The sequence below is a fragment of the Asticcacaulis sp. AC466 genome, from assembly GCF_000495815.1.
In the GTDB taxonomy this organism is placed as follows: Bacteria; Pseudomonadota; Alphaproteobacteria; order Caulobacterales; family Caulobacteraceae; genus Asticcacaulis.
Window position 1 is genome coordinate 276920 of sequence record NZ_AWGE01000001.1, and the last position, 19881, is coordinate 296800.

The 19881-nt window shown below is 59.6% G+C and carries 20 protein-coding genes; 11 read left to right on the forward strand and 9 right to left on the reverse strand.

Annotated elements, in window-relative coordinates:
- Positions 1-137: 137 nt before the first annotated feature.
- From AEAC466_RS24335 to AEAC466_RS24345, 3 genes are all read left to right on the forward strand, one after another.
- Positions 138-560, forward strand: coding sequence for a response regulator (locus tag AEAC466_RS24335; protein ID WP_023456304.1), 423 nt, complete (start codon positions 138-140; stop codon positions 558-560).
- Between the two features lie 9 nt (positions 561-569).
- Positions 570-1235 (forward strand): protein phosphatase CheZ, encoded by a 666-nt coding sequence (locus AEAC466_RS24340; RefSeq protein WP_023456305.1) that lies wholly within the window; start codon positions 570-572, stop codon positions 1233-1235.
- A 104-nt stretch (positions 1236-1339) separates the two neighbouring features.
- Complete coding sequence (locus AEAC466_RS24345) at positions 1340-2503, forward strand: sensor histidine kinase (protein WP_023456306.1); 1164 nt, start codon at positions 1340-1342, stop codon at positions 2501-2503.
- Here AEAC466_RS24345 and AEAC466_RS45180 read toward each other — a convergent pair.
- The gene (locus AEAC466_RS45180) at positions 2487-2975 is read right to left on the reverse strand and encodes a BLUF domain-containing protein (RefSeq protein ID WP_369794470.1); all 489 of its coding nucleotides are present in this window, start codon (positions 2973-2975) and stop codon (positions 2487-2489) included. The two genes, AEAC466_RS24345 and AEAC466_RS45180, sit on opposite strands and share 17 nt — an antisense overlap.
- A 59-nt stretch (positions 2976-3034) precedes the next feature.
- On the opposite strand from AEAC466_RS45180, the gene AEAC466_RS24350 reads away from it, so the two are divergent.
- The gene (locus AEAC466_RS24350) at positions 3035-3595 is read left to right on the forward strand and encodes a lipocalin family protein (RefSeq protein ID WP_023456309.1); all 561 of its coding nucleotides are present in this window, start codon (positions 3035-3037) and stop codon (positions 3593-3595) included.
- Positions 3596-3606: 11 nt separating this feature from the next.
- Here the strand turns inward: AEAC466_RS24350 and AEAC466_RS24355 are convergent, their stop codons facing one another.
- Genes AEAC466_RS24355 through cysG form a run of 5 tightly spaced genes read right to left on the reverse strand, consistent with a single transcriptional unit; the run spans position 3607 to position 8187 of the window.
- Positions 3607-4353 carry a phosphoadenylyl-sulfate reductase gene (locus tag AEAC466_RS24355; protein ID WP_023456310.1) on the reverse strand — a complete coding sequence of 249 codons (747 nt, stop codon included), beginning with the start codon at positions 4351-4353 and terminating at the stop codon, positions 3607-3609.
- Between the two features lie 11 nt (positions 4354-4364).
- Complete coding sequence (locus AEAC466_RS24360; protein WP_023456311.1) at positions 4365-4874, reverse strand: DUF934 domain-containing protein; 510 nt, start codon at positions 4872-4874, stop codon at positions 4365-4367.
- The gene (locus tag AEAC466_RS24365) at positions 4861-6504 is read right to left on the reverse strand and encodes a nitrite/sulfite reductase (protein ID WP_023456312.1); all 1644 of its coding nucleotides are present in this window, start codon (positions 6502-6504) and stop codon (positions 4861-4863) included. Before AEAC466_RS24365 ends, AEAC466_RS24360 begins: the two co-directional genes overlap by 14 nt.
- A 1-nt stretch (position 6505) precedes the next feature.
- Complete coding sequence (locus AEAC466_RS24370; protein ID WP_023456313.1) at positions 6506-6811, reverse strand: DUF2849 domain-containing protein; 306 nt, start codon at positions 6809-6811, stop codon at positions 6506-6508.
- The gene (gene cysG / locus AEAC466_RS24375; RefSeq protein WP_023456314.1) at positions 6808-8187 is read right to left on the reverse strand and encodes a siroheme synthase CysG; all 1380 of its coding nucleotides are present in this window, start codon (positions 8185-8187) and stop codon (positions 6808-6810) included. The genes AEAC466_RS24370 and cysG overlap by 4 nt, the downstream gene beginning before the upstream one ends.
- A gap of 196 nt (positions 8188-8383) precedes the next feature.
- Between cysG and AEAC466_RS24380 the strand changes: the two genes are divergently transcribed.
- Positions 8384-8815 carry a group III truncated hemoglobin gene (locus tag AEAC466_RS24380; RefSeq protein ID WP_023456315.1) on the forward strand — a complete coding sequence of 144 codons (432 nt, stop codon included), beginning with the start codon at positions 8384-8386 and terminating at the stop codon, positions 8813-8815.
- A 63-nt stretch (positions 8816-8878) separates the two neighbouring features.
- Here the strand turns inward: AEAC466_RS24380 and AEAC466_RS24385 are convergent, their stop codons facing one another.
- Positions 8879-9985 (reverse strand): NAD(P)/FAD-dependent oxidoreductase, encoded by a 1107-nt coding sequence (locus AEAC466_RS24385; RefSeq protein ID WP_023456316.1) that lies wholly within the window; start codon positions 9983-9985, stop codon positions 8879-8881.
- 121 nt (positions 9986-10106) lie between these two features.
- Here AEAC466_RS24385 and gcvA point away from each other — a divergent pair, with 121 nt between their 5' ends.
- Entirely contained in the window at positions 10107-11069 is a 963-nt protein-coding gene (gene gcvA / locus AEAC466_RS24390) for a transcriptional regulator GcvA (RefSeq protein WP_023456317.1), read from the forward strand.
- An 80-nt stretch (positions 11070-11149) separates the two neighbouring features.
- Here the strand turns inward: gcvA and AEAC466_RS24395 are convergent, their stop codons facing one another.
- Entirely contained in the window at positions 11150-12142 is a 993-nt protein-coding gene (locus AEAC466_RS24395) for a cysteine synthase A (protein ID WP_023456318.1), read from the reverse strand.
- Between the two features lie 195 nt (positions 12143-12337).
- Between AEAC466_RS24395 and thrB the strand changes: the two genes are divergently transcribed.
- The 5 genes from thrB to AEAC466_RS24420 all read left to right on the forward strand — a co-directional run bounded on the left by thrB (position 12338) and on the right by AEAC466_RS24420 (position 18278).
- Positions 12338-13303 carry a homoserine kinase gene (gene thrB, locus AEAC466_RS24400; RefSeq protein ID WP_023456319.1) on the forward strand — a complete coding sequence of 322 codons (966 nt, stop codon included), beginning with the start codon at positions 12338-12340 and terminating at the stop codon, positions 13301-13303.
- A gap of 843 nt (positions 13304-14146) precedes the next feature.
- Positions 14147-15523, forward strand: a complete 1377-nt coding sequence (locus tag AEAC466_RS24405) for a TROVE domain-containing protein (RefSeq protein WP_162148914.1) — start codon at positions 14147-14149, stop codon at positions 15521-15523.
- Position 15524: 1 nt separating this feature from the next.
- Positions 15525-15752 carry a transcriptional regulator gene (locus AEAC466_RS24410; protein ID WP_023456321.1) on the forward strand — a complete coding sequence of 76 codons (228 nt, stop codon included), beginning with the start codon at positions 15525-15527 and terminating at the stop codon, positions 15750-15752.
- Between the two features lie 53 nt (positions 15753-15805).
- Positions 15806-17032, forward strand: a complete 1227-nt coding sequence (locus AEAC466_RS24415) for an RtcB family protein (RefSeq protein WP_023456322.1) — start codon at positions 15806-15808, stop codon at positions 17030-17032.
- A 106-nt stretch (positions 17033-17138) separates the two neighbouring features.
- Positions 17139-18278, forward strand: a complete 1140-nt coding sequence (locus tag AEAC466_RS24420; RefSeq protein ID WP_155913444.1) for a tetratricopeptide repeat protein — start codon at positions 17139-17141, stop codon at positions 18276-18278.
- Here AEAC466_RS24420 and AEAC466_RS24425 read toward each other — a convergent pair whose 3' ends face one another.
- Positions 18279-19853: a hypothetical protein gene (locus AEAC466_RS24425; protein WP_023456324.1), complete on the reverse strand. Its 1575-nt coding sequence runs from the start codon at positions 19851-19853 to the stop codon at positions 18279-18281.
- Between the last annotated feature and the right edge of the window lie 28 nt (positions 19854-19881).

Consider the following 19881-nt stretch of genomic DNA (forward strand, 5'->3'; position numbering starts at 1 on the left):
AATAAAGGTCCGACAGGCATAATAGATTGGGGGCGGCTCATTGGGCCGCCCTTTTTATATCCAGTGCCAAACAGCAATAACTAGATATTAAGCGTTTTCTTTGCTTACTGAAATTGGAGACAAGCAAGGGGAATTTCATGTCCAGACGCGTCCTCATATTGGAAGACAGCCGGACCCAGGCCATTATCATCAGCAAGATGTTTCAGCGCGCTGGCTATGAAGCCATTTGCGTCGTCGATCAGACGGATGCTTTGGCACAATTACGCACCCAATCCTTCGGTTTGCTGGTGCTGGACGTCTTTATCGAGGCGCGCAATACGCTCGACGATCTCGAGGTGTATCGCGAAATGGCGCCTCAGGTGCCTATCGCCATCATGACCGCTGGCCAGCTTGACAATCCCGATGCTGGCGCAACCGCGCTGAACAAGGCGCGCCGGGCCCGTGTCAACTTCCTGCTGCCCAAGCCTTTTTTCTATGATGACGTGAAACAAGTGTGCGAAGACGTTGATGCCTTCTGGGCGCGAAGCGGGGCCGACAACTCCCTTTCGGCGGCTGGATAGGCCGCGCATATGACCCTTGCTGCCGCACCCAAGTCCGAGCCTGAATTTGATCCGATGCTTCAGACGGCCATGCGCACGTCCGAGGAGTTGGTCTCCCTCATGAACGCCTTCTTCGTCCGACTCGATACGCGTCGGTCGGGGGATTTCATTTCCATTGCCGATGAAATCAACAAGGCCAAGACTGAAATCCGTTCGCTGCGGCCTCAGGATATTTCCGAAACCCGACTGCCGACAGCCGGCGCAGAGTTGCTGGCCATCACGCGTGATACCGAAAACGCGACAAATGTCATTATGACGGCCGCCGAAACCATGTTGGGCCTCGATGCCTCCGCGCCCGACGTCAAGGACCGGGTTGATGACGAGGTGATGAAGATTTTCGAAGCCTGCTCGTTTCAAGATATTACGGGACAGCGCGTTTCAAAGATTGTTCAAGTCCTGACCCAGATCGAGCAACGCGTCAGCCGGTTGGCGGAAGCGATCGGCCTTGATGACGCGTCACCGCCCGAATTGACGGCGGAAGAAAAACGCCAACGCGACCTGCTGCTGAACGGCCCCGCTATAGGCGGACCGGAGACGCAGCAGGCGGATATCGATAATCTGTTTAGCTCGGACGTAACGGCCGCCGACGCAGATAAACAAAATTCTCAGGACGATATTGACGCCCTGTTCGACTAAATGCCGAATGCATGAAACAAAAATGTGATTTCATCGTACGGTTGCGTATGCTTAGTTTGATGCGGAATATTTCGATATAATCAAGTGACCAACTGGAGAGCGGCATGAGCGCGATCTCAACTCATCGCGCCGGCTATGGACCGGAGGTGACAGGCATGGACCCGCCCAGTATTCTCATTGTCGATGATCGTTGGCAGAATCTTCTGGCTACCGAAGCGCTGCTGAAACCCCTCGGGGCGGTCATGGTCACGGCGGATTCCGGCGAAAAAGCCCTCGACTTGGTGCTACAACGCGAATTTGCCCTTGTATTGATGGACGTTCAGATGCCGGGGATGGATGGGTTCGAAACCGCACGTCTCATGAAGACGCGGCCCTCCATGAGCGGCGTCCCCATATTGTTCGTTACGGCGATCAGCAAGGAAGATCATTTCGCTACCGAAGCTGCCGGCATCGGCGCCGCCGATTATATCTTCAAGCCGTTCAATCCGGAATTGATGAAGAGCAAGGTCAAGGTCTTCCTCGATCTCTATCTCCAGCGGCAGCAGATTCTCAAGCTCAATGCCACCCTGCGCCAATCCAACGAGGAGTTGGAACGCTTTGCTTATGTGTGTTCGCACGATATGCAGGAACCGGCGCGCATGATGCACGCCTTTGCGGGCATCCTGGCGGAGGAAGCGGCGGGCCAGCTTGACGAAGCCAATATGACCCACGTTCGCTATATCCGCGACAATGCCGTCCGTATGCAGACGATGATTAAGGACATCCTCGGCTTTTCCAGAATTGGCCGGGAAGAGGTCAAGCTGGAATCTGTCGACGTTCAGGCTGTTCTGGATGACCTCATGCCGGATTTTCAGGATGTCATGGCTGAAAAACAAGCGGTTATCACTGCGGGCGCTCTGCCGGTGGTTGAGACCAGCCCCACCTTGATGCGCATTTTGTTGCAGAACCTGATCGGCAACGCACTTAAGTTCCAGGATGGGACGCGCAGGCCGGAGATTGCCATCACCGCGATGCGGGAAACGCGTGGCCGGGGGGCGAATGGGCCCATGTGGCGTTTTGATGTGACAGACAACGGTATTGGCATAGATCCTGTCTTTCACGAACGTATTTTCCAGATCTTCCAACGTCTGCATAGCTTCGACGACTATGTCGGCACAGGTATCGGCCTGTCGACCTGCCGCAAGTTCCTGCGGCTGTGCGGCGGCGACATCACTGTGCGCTCCAAGCCGGGTGAAGGCAGCACGTTCAGCTTTACCTTACCGGCCTAGGGTGCGCCTCGCCTGACGCAACTGCTCGGAAGCGGCGAGGTCCTGGGCAAGGCCAATGACCTGATCCGCTGTCAGGCTCGATGCCTCCAGCCCGCCAGTCATGCCATGACGGGCGTAGATTTCTTTCGCTTCCGGCGATCCTATGAAGCCCCCCATAGCCCATTCCGGAAAGGCGCGGGTCGTTGCATATCCGCAGGTAGGTGTCTTCGACCATGCCGCGTTCACCTTCCAGAACCTGGACGAAACTCGATTTGTCGAAAATCAGAAAGCCGGTGACACCGTTGCGATAGTTGTTCGTTTCTGACGCTGAGAGGATGTTTCTGATCGTGTTCAGGCCGCTGGTGCTGATGGTATAGCGGCTGTGATAAATAAGCTGGAACATGGCATTGCGGCTGGAGCTGGGTGTTAACAACCACCTAGGTCGCCAAAATATTGAAAGCGCGTTAAGGCCGCTTTGCGACATGCACCTCATTGAAATTTTACTGCGAAATGTGGATTTTCCAGCGTGAAGTGCTTTTCCGGAGACGACTCATGAAGCCCAATCGCCTTGTTTTTCCTCTTGTTGTGCTCGGTAGCGCAGCGGTGGCCCTGACGGCCTGCGCCAGCCTTGCGTCTCTGGGGCCTGTCGGCAATCCGTCCGTTCCGCAGCCGCAGAAACCGGTAGACCTCGAACAATATGCCGGTCTGTGGTACGAGGTTGGACGGTATGAAAACCGCTTTGAAAAAGACTGTGAAGGTGTCACAGCCGAATATCGCGCCCGTCCGGACGGGCTGATCGATGTTATAAATTCCTGTCATAAGGGTGGGCTCAGTGGCCCAGTCAAAACATCGCACGGCAAGGCCAAGGTGCTCAGCGGCAGCGATAACGCCAAGCTGAAGGTCTCTTTCTTTGGCCCGTTCTACGTCGGCGATTACTGGGTGCTCGACCACGCCAGCGACTATTCCTGGTCGATTGTCGGAGAACCGTCGGGACGCTATCTGTGGCTGCTTAGTCGCACGTCCAAACCCGATGACATGACGCGCAACACCTTGGAGGCGCGCACCCGGGAGCTGGGTTATAATTGGGACATGGTGCGCATGACCCAGCACTAAATTGGGGTGGCCTAGATCCCGTCCCCACCGTAGATCGGGTTGTGGATGCCGCATTCAACCTTTTCAGTGCCGGCCCAGCGGCCCGAGCGCGCATCTTCGCCGGCGGCGACCGGTTTGGTGCAGGTAAAGCAGCCGATAGACGGAAAGCCTTGTTCGACCAGTGGATGCGGCGGCAGATCGTGGTTCTTGAAATAGGCTTCGACATCATCCGATGTCCATGTCGCCAGCGGATTAATTTTGAAGTGTCGGCCGTCGAATTCGACAATCGGCAACTTTGCACGGGTGGCGCTCTGGTGGCGTTTGCGGCCAGAAATCCAGGCGCCGTAGCCGTCCATGAAGCGGCTTAGGGGCCGCACCTTGCGCAAATCGCAGCAGGCATCCGGGTTGGTGCGCCAAAGGGTGCCCTTGGCGTCCTCATCGGCGGCTTCGCTTTCGTCCGCCTTCAGATTAATGACGTTTTTGAGGCCCAGGCGTGCCGCCAATTCGTCACGATATTGCAGAGTCTGGAAGAAGTGCCGGTCGGTATCGAGGAACAGAACGGGCAGGTCCGGTTCGATCTGGCCTACCATATGCAGCAGGGCAGCGGAATCGGCGCCGAAAGAAGACGACAGGGTGATATCCCCGACGAATTGCTCGTGAATCGCCTTTTGCAGGATTTCCTGCGCCGTCAGGTGTTCCCAGGCGTCGCTTAAATGCGCCGCGCGGGCCGCACCTTCCGTTGTTCTGTGGTCCTTTAGTATGTCTATCAAGACCGTCATGGTCGATGTCCTTAAGCGTTGTGACGCAACGCCCATGCGGGGCGGTTGGCATCGGCCGCGCCCTGATAAAATGTCGTGAAACGCGTCTTGGCGGCGGCGATGGCACCGGCCGGGTCGGAATCCTTCACCAGAAACTCGTTGAAACCGCACCGGAGCATGTGAAACAGCTGGTCGCGCAGCACGTCGCCGACGGCGCGAATGGCGCCGGTATAGCCCTCTTCACGCAGAATGCGCGCTGTCGAATAGCCGCGGCCGTCGCGATAGCCGGGGAAGGCGACCTCGATCAGGGTGATCTTTTCGATAAAGGGTAGAAGCAGGCGAACATCATCCGCCGGATTGACGCGCACGCCATAATGTCCGTTCAGACCGTCCAGCTCCCGCAGCGCCCGGTCGAAACCGAGCACATAGGGGCCGTCAACGCCGGTCGTATCTTCGTCATCGAGCAGAGTCCAGCCGTCCGGAATAATCTCGCCCTCAGAGGTCACGAGTTGAGGCGTATGGGATGAGTTAAGCGGGCTCATGGAGCGCCTCCGCGAAGGTGTCACGGCCAAGGCGTTCGAGCGCATCGATGAAGCGCTCGGACTCATCCGTCCGCAATTTGAGATACAACTGAACCACGCGCTCGATGGCGGCGGGTACGGCCTCGGCCGACAAACCCTTACCGGTGATCTGGCCCAAAGCGGCCTTTTCGTCGGCGCGCCCGCCCAGAAGAATCTGGTAAAATTCGATGCCCTGCTTGTCGACGCCCAATATGCCGATGTGGCCGACATGGTGGTGGCCGCACGCATTGATGCACCCGGAAATCTTGATCTGAAGATCGCCGATCTTGTCCGTTAACTCAGCATCGGCAAAACGCTGCGATATATCCTGGGCCAGCGGAATGGAGCGGGCATTGGCCAGGGTGCAATAGTCCAGGCCGGGACAGGCGATCATGTCGGTGATCTTGCCGCCATTGGCCGTGCTGAGATTGACGGCGTCAAGCTGGCGATAAAGTTCGTAGAGGTCGGTCTTGGCGACATGCGGCAGGATGATGTTCTGCTCATGACTGACACGCAGTTCGCCGTAGGCGAACTGGTCGGCGACATCGGCCATGACGTCCATCTGGGCGGACGACGCATCGCCCGGCGGCAACCCGACCGGCTTCAGCGAAATCGTCACCGACACATGGTCGTCGCGCTTATGGGCATGGGTGTTGTTCTTCACCCAGCGGGCAAAGGCGGGGTCGGCGATCTGAGCGCGTTCTAAGGCGACACGATCGAAGGTCTTGTCGGTAAAGACCGGGTCTGGAAAGAAACTCCGGATGCGGACGATTTCCGCCGAAGGGGCGTCAATCTTCGCCTTGTCGAGCGTATTCCACTCCTCTTCGACCTGACGGGCATATTCTTCCGGCCCCAGAGCTGACACCAGTATCTTGATGCGCGCCTTGTAGATATTGTCGCGGCGGCCATAGCGATTATAGACGCGCAGGGCGGCTTCGAGATAACTCAGCAACTGCTCGCCCGGCAGGCTTGACTTGATCAGGTGCCCCAGGTGCGGCGTGCGGCCCATGCCGCCACCGACATAGACATCAAAGCCTTCCGGCTTGGCATGCAGGCCGATATCGTGGACGCGGATGGCGGCCCGATCCTTCGCCGCGCCGGTAATCGCGATTTTGAACTTGCGCGGCAGGAAGGTGAATTCGGGATGGATCGATGACCACTGCCGGATCACTTCGGCCCAGGGGCGAGGATCGGTGTGTTCGTCGCGCGCGGCGCCGGCGAACTGGTCTGTTGTGGTGTTGCGGATGCAATTGCCCGATGTCTGAAGCGCGTGCATCTCAACCTCGGCCAGCTCTTCGAGGATCTTCGGCGTGTCGGCCAGCTTGATCCAGTTGAATTGCAGGTTCTGGCGCGTGGTGAAATGGCCGAAATCGCGGTCATAGGTGCGGGCAATGTGGGCCAGCTTGCGCACCTGCTTCGACGACAGGACGCCATAGGGCACGGCGATGCGCAACATGTAGGCGTGGAGTTGCAGATAAAGGCCATTCATCAGCCGCAACGGCTTGAACTGGTCCTCGCTCAGTTCGCCGGACAGGCGGCGGGCCACCTGATCGGCAAATTCGGCATTGCGTTCGCGGACAAACGTGTGGTCGAAGGAATCGTAAACGTACATCTCAGCTCTCGAAAATGTCAGCGCGGCCATGGGCCTGCGAAAGGGCGTCGGCGGTCTGGCCGATGGTCGGGCCGTTGGCGCGGATGAATTCGCGCACCTGTTCGCGTTGTACCGGATTGCCGTCGGGTGTCAGGGGTATGAGATAGGGCCCGACCACTTCCGTCTCGCGCGTCTTCCAATCGGTCAGCAGGGCGTCAGCCTGTTCGTCGTCGAGGCGGGCGGCGTGGGCGGCGTCTTCGCTCCATCCGGTTCCGGTATGCCAGAGCGTCACACCATCCGTCAGGCGATTGGCGGTCAGTAATTTCATGCGTTTATCCTGAGGGTCTCGGTAATTACGGCCGCGGCCGTATCCTGATAGAGGCTGGCGACTTCGCCGATAATGACCAAGGCCGGGCCTGTCGGCGGTGCGGCGCGGAGCGTGTCGGCGAGCGTGCCAAGCGATGACAATGTGCGGCGCTCATTTGGCCTTGTGCCGTTTTCGATGACCAGAACAGGCGTGTCGGGCATGCGCCCATGCGACATCAGCTTGTCCGAAATGATCTTTGCCGTCGCGACGCCCATGTAGACGACAAGGGTATGATGCGGTGCCGACAGGGCCGACCAATCGAGCATCAGCGGATTGTTATCGCTGTCGCCGTCCTTGGCGTGGCCGGTGATGAAGGTGACGGATTGGGCGTGGTCACGGTGCGTCAAAGGCACCGCAGCGGATGCGGCGCATCCCAGGGCGGCCGTGACGCCCGGCGTGATATGGACCTCGATCCCGGCTTGGCGCAGGGCGTCCACTTCTTCGCCGCCCCGGCCGAACACGAATGGGTCGCCACCTTTCAGGCGAACGACCCGTTTGCCCAGACGCGCCTGTTCGACCAGCAATTCGTGAATCTGTGCCTGCGGCACGGAATGATTCGAGCGTTCTTTACCGACATAGAAGCGGTCGGCATCGCGCCGCGCCAGGTCCATGATGCCGTCGCCGACCAGCCGGTCATAGACGATCACATCGGCTTCGCTGAGCAGGCGCAGAGCCTTGAGCGTCAGAAGCTCCGGATCGCCCGGACCCGCGCCGACCAGATGAACCACGCCGGTACGCGGCGCATTGATATTGGCCAGGGCATCGGCCAGGGCTTCATCAATGTGGCCCGTACGCGCCATTTCCGCGGCGGGCGATTGCAACACAGTTTCCCAGGCCCGGCGTCGATCGTCCGTGTTCGGAAAAATTTCGCGCAGGCTGGGGGACAAGGCGGTCGCAAAGGCAGCGACATGCGCTTCGGACGGCGGGACAGCCGCTTCGATCCTGCGCCGCGTTTCACGCGCCAGGACCGGCGCGGTGCCGCCCGTGGCGACGCCAATGCTCAAAGAGCCACGGTCGATAATGGCTGGCACGTGAAAATCGCTGAGATCGGGGAAATCTACGACATTGAGTGGCGCGCGCGAGGTGCGGGCCAGGGCCGCGCCTTTTTCCGCCAGGGCGCGGTCTTCGAACGCCACGATAATCAACGCGGCGTCGGCCAGTTCCGTGGGACTCGGCCAGCGCGGAAGTGCGTCGGCCAGGTCGGCCAGCGGGGCGAACAGGTGCAGGGTGGCAGGCGTTCGACGAAGCAGGGTCAACTTACGCGTCGCCCAAGCACCAGCTCCGATCAGGACGACCTGACGGTTTTCCAGCGGCCAAGACAAGGGCAAAGCAAGCATCGCGACAAACCAAAAGAGGGACCAGACATCCTGGCCCCTTTTAACCGCCTTACATGTAAGGTTTCAAACCCGTTATGAAAAGCGATGGTTTGTCGCCCATCGCATTAGGTTAGCTCAATGATGTCCTGCCCCGCCAGGACGACCGGAGACAACGCGTCGCATATATCCGCTTGCGTCAATGTGATAAACCGTCGGCATGAGTTCTGAACACGCCCTTGCCGCCCGCCAGAAAATCCGCCAGGAGGCGGCCGCCATCGGGATAGACGAAGCCTTTATTTCGCGCCTGGTCGATGAATTTTATGATCGGGTGCGCTTACATCCGCACCTGGGACCAGTGTTCAATGGCGCGGTCGAAGACTGGCCCGAGCATCTCGCCAAGCTCAAGCAGTTCTGGGAATCGGTGGCGCTCAATGCCGGCGTTTATTCCGGCCGTCCGATGCAGGCGCATTTGAAGGTCAGGACCATAGAGGCGGCTCACTTCGGCGAGTGGCTATATATGTTCGAACAGACCCTGCGCGATATCGCCCCCGGTGAGGCGGCGGTGGAATATTTCATGATCCGCGCCAGCCGCATCGGGGAAAGCCTGAAACTGGGGCTGTTTTTCCGGCCGGACAACGCCACACACTGAAGCGCCTCTCCGTCAGGGACGAAGAGGCGCCGTAACCGAATGGGTGCAGGGACGATGACCCTGCTATTTTACACCCATCTTCTTTTGCAGTTCCGACGAAGAGGTCGTGTATTGGAAGCGCAGCTTCTTGTCAGGATAGACGTAGCGGAAGGCTTGCTGAGCCATTAGCGCGGCTTCGTGGAAGCCCGACAGGATGAGCTTCAGCTTGCCCGGATAATGGTTGATATCGCCGATGGCGAAGATGCCCTTCGTCGATGTCTCGAATTTTTCGGTATCCACCGGAATCAGGTTTTCGTGCAGGTTGAGACCGAACTCGGCCACCGGCCCCAGCTTCATGGTCAGGCCGAAGAACGGCAGGAAGGCGTCTGCCTTCAGGTCTGACGCCGTGCCGTCGGCGTCTTCGATATGCACGGCTTCGAGGTAATGCGAGGTCTCGCCCTTGAGCGCCGTCGCCTGAGCGATCACCAGGTCCATTTTCCCTTCGGCGACCAATTCACGCATCTTGGCGACGCTGTGCGGTGCCGCGCGGAAATCGTCACGGCGATGGATCAGGGTGACGCGCTTGGCGATGGGTTGCAAATTGAGCGTCCAGTCGAGCGCGGAATCGCCGCCGCCTGAAATGACGATTTCCTTGTCGCGGAAGGCGTCCATCTTGCGGACGGCATAGTGGACGCCGACGCCTGGCCCGATGTTTTCGAAGCCGTCAATGCCGGGAATGGGCGGTTTCTTGGGCTGGAACGAGCCACCGCCCGCGGCGATAACGATCACCTTGGCGCGGACGATCGTTTGCTGGTCCGTGGTGACTTCCCACAGGCCTTCATGCTCACCCTCTTCTATCTTGCGCACGGCCACGGCCATTTCACCGAGGTGATATTTGGCGCCGAACGGATGAATCTGCTCGAGCAGGCGCTTGGTCAGGTCGTCGCCGGAAATGATCGGCCAGGCCGGAATGTCGTAGATCGGCTTTTCCGGATACAGTTCGGCGCATTGGCCGCCGACCTTGTCGAGAATGTCGATCAGGTGGCATTTGATATCGAGAAGACCAAGCTCAAACACGCTGAACAGGCCCACGGGCCCTGCGCCAATGACCACCACGTCGGTAGTCCAGGTCTGGCCGGCTTCCAGCGCATCGATGTGATGAAGCGGATTGGCTTCGGCATTCAGGGTCATTTTTTTCTCCACATAGTATCAGGGATTAGTTTTATTAAACTTGAAAACGCTATAAAGAAGCGCTCGCTTAAGGGCAACTGAGGCTAAAGAGGCCAAGTCTGGGGCCAAATCGGGAATAGTTATGTCGCGTGATCGTTTGCCGCCGTTGTCGGCGCTTCGGGTGTTCGAAGCCGCTGCCCGGCATGAAAGTTTCAAGCAGGCGGCCGAGGAGCTGTTTGTCACGCCGGGCGCCGTGTCCCAGCAAATCCGCTTGCTGGAAGAGCATGTCGGCGTTGAGCTGTTTGTGCGCGACGGGCGCCGTGTCGTTCTGTCCGAGGCGGGTAAGGCGTCGGCCCAGATTCTGAAGGAAGCCTTCGAAAAAATGTTCGAGGCGACGCGCCTGATGAAACAAGGCAACCAGAAGGGCCGCGTTACCGTGTCGGCCGCCCCAAGTTTCGCCGCCAAATGGCTGATGCCGCGCCTGTATGACTTTAGTGCCGCTAATGCCGATATCGATATCTGGGTCAGTGCCGATATGGCGCCGGTCGATTTCGCCGTTTCCGACATCGATCTGGCCGTTCGCTACGGCAACGGTCATTACAACGGTTTGAACGTCGAACACCTGCTGGCCGAAGCGGTCGTCCCCGTCTGTTCGCCGCTGTTGTTCGAAGCCGCGCCGATTAAGCGGCCGGTTGACCTCAGCCATCATGTTCTGCTGCACGACGTGGGATTTGAAACCGATCCGTCGTGCCCGGACTGGGCGATGTGGCTGAAGGCGCATGGCGTTGACGGTGTCGATGCCTCGCGCGGCCCCCGTTTCAACCAGTCGTCCATGGTCATCGAGGCGGCGGTTGCCGGTCGCGGCGTCGCCCTGGCCAAGCGCACTATTGCCGAAGCCGACCTGCTGGCCGGCCGGCTGATGGTGCTGTTCGATGAAAACGACAAGCCGCTGGAATACGGCTATTACCTCGTCTGGCCGCAAACCCGCGAACCGACCGCGGCGCAGCTGCGTTTCATGGAGTGGCTGCGTGCCGAAGCCCGCCGCGACGCCAACACGCCAAAGGCCCAGGCGGAAACGCCGGTCTTTGCGGCTCAGGATATTTAAGGAAGCGGCCAAGAGAGAGCACTTTCCAAAGGTGTGACGCACGTTTCGGAGCAAAAGGTGCGTTAGAGTCAAAAAAAGCCCTAGTCGGCCGCCATCCATGGCGGGACCGGCAGGCCCTTTTCGCGCAAGAACGGTGGGTTGAAGATCTTCGAGGCATAACGGTTGCCGTAGTCGCACAGGACGGTGACAATCGTCTTGCCTGGGCCCATGTCCTTGGCCATCTTCATGGCGCCGACAATGTTCAGGGCCGCAGACGTGCCGAGGCACAGGCCTTCGTTCTGGATAAGATCGTACAGGACGGGCAGCCACTCACTGTCGGCCACCTGATAGGCGCGGTCGATGGCGATCCCTTCGAGGTTGGCGGTGATGCGTCCCTGGCCGATACCTTCGGAAATAGAGGTGCCCTCCGATTTCAGTTCGCCGGTGGTATAATAGCTATACAGCGCCGCGCCGAATGGATCGGCCAGGCCGATCTGGATGTCTTTGTTTTTGTCCTTGAGATAGAGGCTGAGGCCGCCCAAGGTGCCTCCCGACCCGACGGCGCAGATAAAGCCATCGATCTTGCCGTCCGTCTGCGCCCATATTTCCGGGCCGGTGCTTTCGATGTGGGCCTGGCGGTTAGCGACATTATCGAACTGATTGGCCCAGACTGCGCCCAATTCCTGGGCCAGCGTTCCGGAATAGCGCACATAGTTGCCGGGATTGGCGTAGGGCAGGGCATCGACCTCGATTAATTCGGCCCCAAAGGCGCGAATGGCGTCCTTCTTTTCCTGCGCCTGCGTGCGCGGAATGACGATTGTGGCCTTGTACCCCAGGGCATTGGCGACGAGCGCCAGCCCGATTCCGGTATTTCCGGCTGTGCCTTCGACGATGCGGCCGCCGGGCTTCAGATTGCCCTTCTTTTCGTGATCGCGAATGATCCATAGAGCGGCGCGGTCCTTGATGGACTGTCCGGGGTTCAGGAACTCCGCCTTGCCATAAATCTCGCATCCGGTCGCCTCGGACGCGGCTTTCAGGCGGATAAGGGGCGTATTGCCGATCAGATCGACAACGGAAGTCACGGTTTTGGCCATAGCGGAAGTCCTTTTGAGGCTTGGCTTGCTATCAGATCGGGACCGCAGACCCAAGCGATGGATTCTAAGCCGGCGATTTAGACATTCTGGTTCAAGCCGACAAGGAAAAGCTTTTGGCGATCACGGCTTTATGTCTATATGGCGCCACCGCCGAAGCGGCCGCGACAACGATTTGAGGACCAGGACAGAAGGCGAATGGCCGTTTTTACCCCCGTATCCCTGGAGGACGCCCGCGCCTATTTGACCGCCTATGATATAGGCGAGCTGATTCATCTTGAGGGCATCGAAGAAGGTGTATCCAATACCAATTTCAAGGTCGAAACGACCTCTGGCCTGTATGCCTTGACCTTGTTCGAGGCGGCGACACCGGAAGACGGCCTCCCGTGGTTTATGGACTATACGCTCTACCTCGATCGCAAGGGCTATCCCGCGCCGGGGCCGGCCCTGACGCGCGAGGGGCAGTCGCTTGGGCGGATAAACGGTAAGCCATGCGCCCTGATCAAATGGTTGCCCGGACGCTGGCCGCGCAACCCGGATGTGCGCCATGCCGCTTCGGCGGGGGAATATCTGGCCAGGCTGCATCTGGTCGGCGGCGACTTTCCTCAGCATCGTGAAAACGCCATGGGGTTGGCCGCCTGGCCCGGCCTGATCGCGCGCTGTGAACCCGGGGCGACCCGGTCAGAGCGTGCTCAGGACATATTGGCCGATTTCCGTGAGGAACTAGCATTTCTTCAAGGCAATTGGCCGTCAGGCCTGCCGACCGGCGCGATCCATGCCGACTATTTCACCGACAATGTGCTGATGAATGACGATGGCCACGTCACCGGCGTCATCGACTATTATTACGCCTGTACGGACGCCTATGCCTACGATCTGGCCGTCTCGCTCAACGCCTGGGGCTTTACGCCCGGCGGGCAAGCCATGCCGAATATGATCTCCGCCTTTTTGAAGGCCTACAATGACACGCGTCCGCTGTCGGAAGCCGAAATCAGTGCCTTGCCCCTGTTTGCGCGCGGCTCCGCCGTACGGTTTACGCTGACCCGACTATACGATCTGCTCAATCACGATCCCTCCTGGGTGGTGAAGCCCAAGGATCCGGAAGCCTTTTACCGGCGGCTCGACTATCATCGTGGCATTCAAACGGGCCACACCTATTTCTGATGGTTTTTTGTTGCCAATTTGTCACGCCAAGTGGTGTTTTGGCAAATTTTCCACGTTCCGTGTTGCGCTGTGCAACGCGGGGCGGTAATGGGGCGCTGTCGTTGCTTTTGTAACGACAGGTTTGGTGGCGAAGACAACGACTTCATCGATCATAACGAAGGTGTCGCCGGTTCGAATCCGGCCATGAGGCGCAAGCATCATGTAGCTCAGTCCGGTAGAGCACTCGTCGTTGTCGCCTGTTCCCCGAACGCCTGCCGGTGGCGCAGATATCGCTTACTTCTTTGAAAACGACAGCGATATCGTTTTTCCCCGGCTATAGGTATTCGAATACTTCGCTGTCACCGATGGCCCGACCTTACACCTAGGCCAGTCGGATACCGGATATTCCCGGAGCGCGAAAATAATTTAGAATTTTGTTGCATTACGCAACAAGTTGCCGTAGTAACCAAATTGTCGCCGGACAGGCCCGCACAGGGAACCATCCGGCAACATGATCAAGTGGCGATAGAGAACGTATTCATCGATCTGGAGAAGCCCGAAAGGGCCGGGGTTCGACTCCCCTTTCCCAAATCCGGTTCCGGCTGGAGGCGGGAGCTACGTCTTCGCAGGTTCCCTTGATTTCACCGGCAGCAGTCGGGCAGCGTACCAGCCCCTCCGGCCGCCTATACAAACACCGCGACTTAGAGCGCCTTTTCGGATCGTGCGACGCACATCCGGATGAAAAGCGCAAAATCGCCCTAAACCCCAGTATTTTAACCCCATTATTCCGGCATGAAACCGGCCGCACGTGGTGTGCGGCATTGGCTGATTTATGCCCAAACGTCACAGGAGAAGGTGCCGGTCATGCGACTGAACATTTTTACCAAGCGCGCCCCTTTGATGACGCATCAAGGGGCCCCCGCCGCGGCTATCTCAGCGGAACAGGCCCTGCGCCGTTCCGTCCTGTCCTGCCTGCTGTGGGAAAACGAATTTTATGAGGACGGCCAGTCCATAGCCGATCGCATCGCGGCTCTGGCCGCCGACGTCGCGCCCGAAACGGTTGCGGCCTTGGCGGTCGAAGCACGCGAACAGTTCAAGCTGCGTCATGCGCCGCTGATGCTTATCTGCGCCCTGGCAAAAGCCGGCGGTCCTTTGGTTGCCGACACGATCGTGCGCGTCATTCGACGTCCCGATGAACTGACGGAACTGGTCGCCCTCTATTTCCGCAATGGCCGCAAGCCTTTGTCGAAGCAGATGAAGCTGGGCCTGGCTCGGGCGTTTACGACGTTCGATGCCTATGCTCTGGCCAAATACGACCGGGCGGGGCCTGTGCGTCTGCGTGACGTTTTGTTCCTGTGCCATGCCAAGCCCAAGGACGCCGCGCAGGCTGCCGACTGGAAGCATCTGGTCGAAGGCACCTTGCCGTCGCCTGACACCTGGGAAGTGGCGCTGTCGGGCGGTGCGGACAAGCGCGAGACGTTCGAACGTTTGTTGGCCGAGCGCAAGCTGGGCTACCTGGCGTTGCTGCGTAACCTGCGCAACATGGATCAGGCCGATGTCGATGAAGGCCTTGTGCGTGAAGCGATCATCGCGCGGCATGGTGCCGATCGCATCTTGCCTTTCCGCTATGTGGCGGCGGCGCGGGCGGCGCCCCGGTTCGAGCCGTTCCTCGACCAGGCGCTGAGCGAGACCATACTCGAAGGTCCGGTCCTCACGGGCCGTACCCTGGTGCTGGTCGATGTGTCGGGATCCATGAACGCGCGGCTGTCGGCGAAATCCGACCTCACGCGGATGGATGCGGCCGCCACTCTGGCCTCCATCATCCCTGGGGACGTGCGGGTTTTCACCTTCTCCGAACAGGTGAAGGAAGTTCCCGCGCGTCGTGGCATGGCGGGGGTAGATGCGGTCATTCAGTCACAACCCCATAGCGGGACCTGGCTGGGCAAGGCGATGGACAAGGTGAACGCGATCAAACACGATCGTCTCATCGTCATCACCGATGAGCAGAGTCAGGATAAGGTTCCCGATCCTGTGGCCGGCAAGGCCTACATGATCAACGTCGCCTCCGCCCGCAATGGCATAGGCTACGGCAAGTGGACCCATATCGATGGCTTTTCGGAAGCGGTGCTGACCTACATCCGTGCAAGTGAGGCAACCGCTCCGGAGTCCCAGGACTTCGGTCCGGGTGAGTCCAGGCTGATGCAAAGGGGCAACCAAACGCCCCAGCGCGAAGGCCAATAAAATGGAGCCGGAGACACTGAGGCAGGCGGCAATTCTTTTGTTCGGTGAGCGTGGCTGGCAGTCGCGTCTTTCCGAAGCCTTAGGGGTTGACCGTTCCTCGGTGTCACGCTGGTTCGCCGGCCTGCCGGTTCCAGGACCGGTAGCGGCGGCCGTCCGGGCCTGGCTGAAACTCTACGAACTGACCGGCGAAAAGCCGTTCGAAATAAATGATTTAATAGACAAGACTTAGCCCTGCCGGCAATCCGGCCAAAAAAGCGGAGATCGCGGGGCCGGAGGTGAGATATGCAAGTTTTTCAAGGGGCCCGGGGCGGGCTCATCAAGGCCTGGATCGATGGCGTTGCTGTTGAGGATCAGGCTCGGCGGCAGCTCGACAATATCGCCGCCATGCCGTTCATCCATAAGCACGTTGCCATCATGCCGGACGTTCACTGGGGCATGGGGGCGACCATCGGTTCGGTGATCCCGACCAAGGGGGCCATTATTCCCGCTGCCGTTGGCGTCGATCTGGGGTGCGGTATGATGGCCGTGCGGACGACCTTGACCGCCGCCGACCTGCCCGACAACCTGGCGGGGCTGCGGACGGCGATCGAAGCACGGATTCCGCATGGCCGGACCGACAATGGCGGCCGTAACGACCGGGGCGCCTGGGGCCAGGTGCCTGAGGCGCAGACTGAGGTTTTCAAAGGCCTGTCCGGCGAATTGCAAACCATCGTCGACAAGCACCCGAAGATTTCCCAATCGGCGGCACGGGCGCATTACCATCTCGGCACCCTTGGGACCGGGAACCACTTCGTCGAAGTCTGTCTTGATGAAAACGATGCGGTCTGGATCATGCTGCATTCCGGTTCGCGCGGGATCGGTAACCGGATCGGGTCCTATTTCATCGAGCGGGCCAAATTCGAGATGAAGCGGTGGTATATCAACCTGCCGGACGAGGACCTGGCCTATCTGCCGGAAGGTTCAGATCTGTTCGGTGACTATATGGGGGCCGTGTCGTGGGCCCAGCGGTTCGCCCGCGCCAATCGGGAATTGATGATGATGGCGGCGCTCGAAGCCCTGTCGGCATCTGTGCCCAAGCGGTTCACCTGCGACTGCGAGGCCGTCAACTGCCACCACAACTATGTGGCACACGAACGGCATTTCGGTTCGGACGTCCTGGTCACCCGTAAGGGGGCCGTGCGGATCACGCCGGAAACCTTGGGTATCATTCCTGGATCGATGGGCGCCAAATCGTTCATCGTACGCGGGATTGATGGCCAAGCCGCCGCGGAAGCCCTGTGTTCATGTTCGCATGGCGCAGGACGGGCGATGTCACGGGCAGAGGCCAAGCGCCGGTTTACCCTGGACGACCATGCGCGCGCCACGGTGGGGGTGGAATGCCGTAAGGATGCTGAGGTAATCGATGAAACCCCGGCCGCCTACAAGGATATCGACGCGGTGATGAAGGCCCAGGCCGACCACGTTGAAATCGTCCATACCCTGAAGCAGGTCGTCTGCGTGAAGGGATAAAAGGCAGCGCCTGCGACTCCGGTCGCAGGCGCTTGTCTGTAGGCTAAGCATCCTGTTTCTGATTTCAGGCAACAATGGTACTTTAGCTAAAAACGGGGGGAAGCACGTGCGAGAAAGCTTGAAAAACGGCGTGTGCTGCATGCTGGCGGTCTTGATGCTGGCGACCGGCGCTCCCGCGATGGCGCTTAGTACTCCGGCACACTCCACCGCCAAGATGCGCCAGCTCAAGGCTGAGGCGCGTGCGGGTGATGTGTCCGCCATGTTGGCTTTGGGAGAGGCCTATCATTATGGTCGTGCGCCGGGCTTTACGTCTGACCAGGCTTGGGCGGTCTATTGGTACGGGCAGGCTGCGCTGACTGGAAACGCCGAGGCGGAAACCCGGCTGGGCGATATTTATTCTGACCCTGAAGACAAGTTTTACAACGAAGCTATGGCGTTTGCCTGGTACGAAAGCGCGGCCGGGAAGGGCTATCTGCCGGCGCAAAGCGCGCTTGCCCGACTATGGGAGCACCCGATTTCTGTCGCGCCCGATTACATCAAGGCCTACGGCTGGTATGTGAAGGCGGCGCAACAGGGCGATGAATCGACTTGGGAGGCGCTGGACGATCTTTATGTCTATGGCGACGCCGTGACCTCCTATGCCGAGGTTTATGACCGGCTGGCGCGAGAAGCTGCGGCCGGTGACGCCGAAGCGCAATGGCGGCTGGGCAGGCGCTTTTTGTTCAGGGAGCCCCAGCCGGATGTTGCTCAGGGTTTGAAATGGCTGGAAATATCGGCCGGGAATGGCAGCGCAAAGGGGTTATATTATTTCGGCGCGGAACTTATTATGGGCCAGAGATTGCCGGAAGACAGCGCGCGCGGCATGCAAATGGAAAAACGCGCCGCTGATATGGGTTTCATTCCGGCGCAACTCTATTGGGCCCATAACTATCCGCCTGAAGGTCAGGCGCCGGACACAGAGATTGAAACCATGATCGCCGACTGGTGGCTCGCCGCAGCGGAGAAGGATGTCTCCGAGGCCCAGGAATCGCTGAGTTACTATTACTTGGCCGGCGCTTTCGTCAGGCAGGATCGCGCCGAAGCCTGGAAATGGCACCTGCTCTCTTTCCGTAGTCCCTATCGCCAGTTGTCATGGCAAAGGGACATTTTTCCAGGGCCTTCAGAAGATGAAAAGGTCGAAGGTCGCCGCCGCGCCGATATCTGGCTTGCGGCTCACCCCGGTCCCTATTGGCCACGCCCCCATTGATCACAGGCCGGGGACTAATTGGCCGCCACCGGGAAGGGTATAGGTCGCGCCGTTAAGGCTTGGATTGCGTGATGTGTCGTAGTGCAGAGTATGGCCCTGGCTGTCGATGCGGGACCGATCGCCGTTCAGCGTTCCGACGGCACTGTCCGCCGTCAAGGTCCAGGTGCTGGTGGCGTCCAGCGTCATGTCGGTGTTATGCGTCGCAATGCCGGTAAAGTGCGAGTCGTCGTTCAGATTGACTGCAATGTGACTTATGGCGTCGGTGACGAAATCGCCGGTCAAGGTCTGATGACGGGCATCAAGCGTGGCGTCGCCACCATTGCGGCCCAGTTCTCCCCATTGATCAGCCGCCGCACGCAGGATAACGCCGCTGGTACTGCGCAGCTCCACCGTGTCCAGCGCGATATGGGCGTGCATATTGGTGACGTAAAACACCGCCCGTCGTCCGTTCGCGGTTCCGCCTTTAAGGCTTAGTCCGTCCCTGACCTGTTCGGCCGTCGCCATCATGTCGGTTACCGGTCGCACGCTTGCGGCCTGGTCTGCCCCGCCATTTGCCGCCCGAGCCCGGCCGTGGTGGCCGTCCATCTGGCCTCTTTCGCCCTGCTGACGCCAGCCAGGCCTGTCGTCCTTGGGTTGGCGACCACCGAATTGGCCGCCATCGGGCTGGCCGTCATGCTCCGACGCATCGCCGGGTTCGGCAGGGCGATACAGCATGACGGCGTAGTCACCGGACAGGTGGCTATCGGTGAAATGGATTGGGTGTGAACCTGTGATGACAACAGCTTCGGCGCGCCGGGCCTCTACGGAAACGCCCGATGCTTCAAGGGGGCGGCTGAGTAAGAACGTAGGTGATAACGGTCCGGCCGTCGTGAAACGTCCGCCGGTTAACCGGACGGGTGGGCCATGCGCCTCAATGGATAAGGCGATAGCATGATCGGATTGCGTCGCAACCGATATATCCGTCGCTTCAAACGAACCGCCTGGGCGGATTTCAATACCGTAGGCGCCGCTACCCGCCGTCGTGAGGTTGGCGCCGGTTGCGCGCAGGCTTGCGCCGTCATCATGGACATAGGCTGCCGTGGCGCCTTGCCCGCGCGTATCGATGCGTCCACCCAGCAGGGTCACGCTGGCGCCGCTATCGATAAGCAGGGCGGAATTCATGCCATACTCGCGGGTATTGTCGACCAGGGTCGCCGCCCCCGAGGTGGTGATTGTCACCGTATCCAGTGTCACCTGGGCATTTCGCAGGGCGTACAGGCCGGACATGTCGGGTTTGTCGGAGGGAATGCTGGTGGCCTTGAACGCCTTGGTTTCACCGGCGACACTCACAACGCCTTGAAGACGCGTGGCCACGGACACGACGGTAGGTGCGGGCCGTGCTATGCCCGGGCTATCCTGTGCGGGCGCCTGCTCGCCCTGACCGCGTTTTCCGCGATGACGTCCGCCGCCCCGGCCTCCGCCTCCGCCCATACCTTGACCCATACCGTCTCCCATGCCCTGGGCCATGACTGACGAGGCCAGTATCAGGCTTGTAAGCGTAAGACCGGTGAGTGCGAGATAGGTGGATGCGCGCATGAAAAAGCCCCTGTTAAGGGGCTTCGCT